4 protein-coding genes are annotated in these 4,542 nt (G+C 67.5%); 1 reads left to right on the forward strand and 3 read right to left on the reverse strand.

The genetic code is table 11. The annotated features are described in order from the left end of the window. On the forward strand, positions 1-1,078 hold a 1,078-nt coding region (locus AC1DY5_RS42980), incomplete at its 5' end, for an amylo-alpha-1,6-glucosidase (protein WP_478120527.1). Positions 1,079-2,862: 1,784 nt separating this feature from the next. On the opposite strand, the gene AC1DY5_RS42985 is transcribed toward AC1DY5_RS42980, so the two are convergent. The 3 genes from AC1DY5_RS42985 to AC1DY5_RS42995 form a co-directional block, all read right to left on the reverse strand. Then, a complete protein-coding gene (locus tag AC1DY5_RS42985) occupies positions 2,863-3,219 on the reverse strand; it encodes a PA2169 family four-helix-bundle protein (RefSeq protein ID WP_478120528.1) in 357 nt (118 codons plus the stop codon). Next, positions 3,216-3,812, reverse strand: a complete 597-nt coding sequence (locus AC1DY5_RS42990; RefSeq protein ID WP_478120529.1) for a hypothetical protein — start codon at positions 3,810-3,812, stop codon at positions 3,216-3,218. The genes AC1DY5_RS42985 and AC1DY5_RS42990 overlap by 4 nt, the downstream gene beginning before the upstream one ends. Positions 3,813-4,033: 221 nt before the next feature. Then, positions 4,034-4,321: a hypothetical protein gene (locus AC1DY5_RS42995; RefSeq protein WP_478120530.1), complete on the reverse strand. Its 288-nt coding sequence runs from the start codon at positions 4,319-4,321 to the stop codon at positions 4,034-4,036. Positions 4,322-4,542: the final 221 nt, after the last annotated feature.

Here is a 4,542-nt window from a genome sequence, read left to right on the forward strand (position 1 = left end):
GTACTACGGCGGCGTCGACACCACGCCGCTGTTCGTCATGCTGGCTGCCGCATACGCGCAGCGCACCGCCGACCCCCGCTTCATCGATGACATCTGGAATGCGCTGCTGGCGGCGACGACCTGGATAGAGGGCAACATGGCGCGCCACGGTGGCTTTCTGGGCTATGCCCGCGGAGAGACCACGGGGCTCGCGAACCAGGGCTGGAAGGACAGCCACGACTCCGTGTTTCACGCCGACGGCAGCTCCCCCGTCGGACCGATCGCGCTCGTCGAGGTCCAGGGCTACGCCTATGCGGCCTTGCGCGGCATGGCTACCCTGGCGGGCGGGCGCGGCGATCAGATCGCGTCCAGCCACTGGAACAGCGCCGCGACCGCGCTCGCGGCGCGCGTCGAGCAGGCCTTCTGGATGGACGATCTGCAGTTCTACGCGCTGGCGCTGGATGGAGGGGGCCAGCCTTGCCGCGTGCGCGCTTCCAACGCCGGCCACCTGCTGTTCAGCGGTCTGCCCTCGGCCGAGCGCGGCCGGGTGGTCGCCAAGCAGTTGCTCTCCAGCGTCTTTGATTCTGGCTGGGGCGTGCGCACGCTCGCGGCGAACATGCCGCGATTCAATCCGATGTCGTACCACAACGGCTCCGTCTGGCCGCACGACGTGGCGCTATGCGGGGCCGGCGTGGCGCGGTATGGCGATCGCGACGGCGCGGTCCGCCTCCTGAACAACCTGTTCGAAGCCGCCGCGTTCTTCGGGCTTCGCCTGCCCGAGCTATTCTGCGGCTTCAAGCGAGCTTCGGGCGAATCGCCGATCGCCTACCCGGTGGCGTGCCTGCCCCAGGCCTGGGCGGCGGGTTCGGTCTTCATGCTGTTGCAAGCGTGCCTCGGCATCAACATCGACGCGCGGATGGACACGTTGCAAATCAGCCGTCCGCGGCTCCCCGCCGGGATCGAATCGCTCAGCCTCGTGGGGATGTCCGTCGGTGCCAGCCGTTTTGACATCGCGTTTCGGCGCGTCGACGACGGGGTGGTCGCCTTCGTCAACTCCGAYGGCGATGCGCTGGACACCCGCGTCGAGATGCGCCTGTAGGGGCGTCGGCAAGCGCCGCGGCGACGAGGCACTGCTAGCGATCGAGGCCGAGGTCTACCGCGCGATTCAGMAGGTCGCGATAGCGGCGAATTCGCGTCTTGAGCTGCGGGAACAGCCATTGCCTCCATGATGATTGATCGCCGCACGGTCGGGCGGCCGGCGCGTTCGATGCCAGGCCGAGCGAGTGCCCGCGAGGCTCGACCCTGACGGCCGTGAATCCTTCCGCTTCCTCGAGGCGCATTGGCGTGGACTTCACATCTCGGCCTCAAGAGGCCGCGCCGCGCGGCGCGAAGTTGCCAGGGTCGTGCCCGGCGGCCCGACGTTCTCCTGGGTCAAATCGCCTGGCGCGGCGCCTATCCTCGAACGTCCCGTTGCGTGGCCAAGTCGCCAAGCTGGCCGAGCGTCTTCCTGGCGAACTTGTCAGCCGAAGTTGGCCGCAAGCCACCACGTCGTCAGCTCCCGCAAAGCTTCGAGCGCGGATGGCTCGCGGGACGAGGCTCTCGGAGCGGGAGCGGGGACGAAGGCATCGGGGCGCCTGCCGAGGGCGGTGAGGGCTTGCCTGGGTGGCTTCACGCTACCTCACCGTTCTCGCGTTCAAGGCCCTGCGCGCGCTTCGCGTGCTCGGCGCGTGCCGCGCGCCCGCGGCGGCCATGAGCGCTGGGCTGCGGCGAGGGAGCTGGGGCCACGCAGGCAATCCCGCCTGCGTCGTTCCACAGGAGTTCACCATGACCGCAAACTTCCGATCTCACCGTCCGGCAGCAATGTATCGTCGACGCATCGCGTCCGTTTTTCGGGGCGGCCGACGCGCTCTATGAGGCCAACGGCCGCTCGTTGCACCAGCTGGCCTGCTTTGCAAAGCAGTCGCCGCTGCCGGGTTGTCACCGGCTGGTGACCTGGCTTGCACTGGCGCATGTCACCCGGGAGACGTCAGCCATGGTGCGCGAGCGTGGCCTTCGCGCGATGATGGTGACGCTCATGGGGCGTGATCGGGCTTCGCGCGAATGGCTTGCGATCCCGGGAGACCGTCGACGTGGCCTGGTGCTACTACGCGGCCGTGAAACAGCGCGTCGCCTTCGAACGCTCCGAGCGTGCCCGCGAGGGACGGCGAAGCGTCGCTCGCGTTGAAATCGTTTCTCGGCTCCGCCCGCCATCGCCCGGTGGCGGGCCTCACTCGCCGCCGACGTTCGGCATGACGAACACTGCACGGATGTGCTTCAAGTCAGGAAGGTCACGGCAGTTGTTCGGCGTGCCGAACAAGTGCCAGGCGTCCACGCCATCGGGGCATGAGGGCCTGGCGATGCGTTCACAACCCGGACGCTGCTCAAGGCTTCTTGCGCAGAAGTCGGCCGAGTAGCGTGCGCAGCTTCGACGGAGTCGCGGGCTTGCCATCGCGGTAGGCCGCACGCTGCGTCTGCAGTGCCGCGGCCAAGGCGGCAACGCTCGCGCTGTCTGCGAGCCACACTCCGCGCCCACCTGACCGCCAGTGGGAACACGTCGAGCAGTTTGACTCCTTGACCGACACCACCTGTCGGGCTACGCGCCCCCGATGCCGACAGTCACCTTGCCCGTGCCGGAGCAATTCTCGCAGGGGCGGCGTTCTGGGTCGCGGCCCGATCCGCCACAGATCCGGCAAAGCTTCTCCCCGGTTCCGGGCGTTCCTTCAGGCGCTTCGTCACCCGGGCTCATGGTTGATTCACTCGCGGGCTTCTGCACGTCAGTGTCCGATGGCTGTTTCATAGAGGTCTCCTTGAAAGCCCCCAAGGTTGAGGCCGTGGATGATCGAATCAAGGCACTCTCTGCGCGAGACAAAGTGGGAACTCGCCTATCCAGTTGACGCAAGGTAGCGTCTGGACTGGGGCGCGAGAAGCCTTGTAATCCTCCATTGACGGGTAGCCCAGCGAGGGCATCGGGGGACTCAGAGCGTCCAAAGCCTGCTCGCCGCCATAGGCGCGCACGAGTTGCATCAGCTCCTCGCCTGCCTGCCGGCAGACTTCGGCGCGGCTGGCGAAGAGCTGCTTCGCCTGTGCGGTCTCTACCTGCTCGGCGGAGGTGCGAAAGCCGTATTCGCCGTCGCGCGCGTTCTCCAGCAGGTCATTCAGGATGTCGACGACGTCGTCATTGGACAGGTCCTCGTGGCTCACGATGTCGCTGCCGTTGTCCTGCTTCGCGTAGTAGAAGACCTCGTCGGCGCGTTCCCAGGCCGGCCCGGGTCGCAGGCCGGGCATCCGCCCACGCTAGGMTCGAGGCGCCGCGCCGGGTTTCCCATTCGGAGGCGAGCACCGGCTCGGCGCTGTCGAAATCGGTGCCGCGCGTGCTGCGGCCCGACCAGCCCATCTCGTAGGCCCGGGGCATAGTCGTCGTAGCTGCGGCCCGCCTCCGCGTACGACTGGCGGCTGTGATTCTCGCGCCAGTAGGCGTCCTCAGCCGTCGGGTTGACGCCTTCGGCCGCGGCCTTGCCGCCCAGCCCGCCGACCACGGCGCCTGCCACCAAGCCTACCACCGTGCCGACCGGGCCCGCGAGCGAGCCGGCCGCAGCGCCGGCCAGGTCGCCGCCTGCGGCACCGAGGCCGGTGCCCACTGGATGCGCGCCGGGCGCGCCCGTGATCGGGTCTCGTTTGGGAACGCCATTGCCGAGTTGGGCCGTCGTCTGTTGCCATGCCATCTCCTTGGATTGCCCGCGATGGGCAGGGTTGGGAGCGCCCCGTCGAAGCGCATTGACGATGACGGTAGGCATGCGGCAAACGCCGCGAGGTCATGGGGGGCGTGGATTGCGACGCCTTCGAGAAGGGGATCACGATTCAGGGCGGGCAGACGGCAATGGGGGTCTTCAGCCCGAGGCAATCATCACCCACCGGGTGCCGCTGGCAGAAGCGCCACAGGGCTACCGTGTATTCAACGAACAGGCGGAGGACTGTCGCCCTCACGCCTTGAATGGCAGGGCTGTGCCTGACGGGGTCAGCTGTGCTGCTTGGACGGGGACCCGTCGCTGGCGCGACTGCTGCCTGAGGAGGACGAGGCCGCGCTCACCGAACTGCCTTGACCGCCCGTAGCGCCCGGCGAATCCGCACTCGAACTCTCCTTCGAGGGTTTATGGTTCGAGCGATTGCTGCGCCAGGTATTGAACTCTTCGGCGAACTTGCCGTAGCGCTCGCGCCGGAATGCTTCGAAATCATCGTCGAAGCGCTCGAGTTGCTCGTTGCGCCATTGTTGATAGTCGGGGTCCGAGTGACGCCCCTGTCCCATCCCGCGACCTTGCATCCCGCTGCCGACACCAGGTAGCCGAGCAACTCGAGGGTGAGCYTYCGRATCTGACGCRCGGCCGGCTTGCGGCACACCGTCGACTTGCCCAAGACGTACAGCATCGTGGCCAGGCGCCGCATGGCTTCCTGCGCTCGACCRTGCCAAAGCCGCCACTTCAATCCKCCGGCCAGCCYSGACAACCAGTCGTGGTCAGCGGATCTGAG

It is taken from the genome of Variovorax sp. P4_D9 (assembly GCF_056401695.1).

Coding starts and splice junctions, on each gene's coding strand:
- AC1DY5_RS42995 (WP_478120530.1), bottom strand. CDS start 4,321: ATGGGACAGGGGCGTCACTCGGACCCCGACTATCAACAATGGCGCAAC.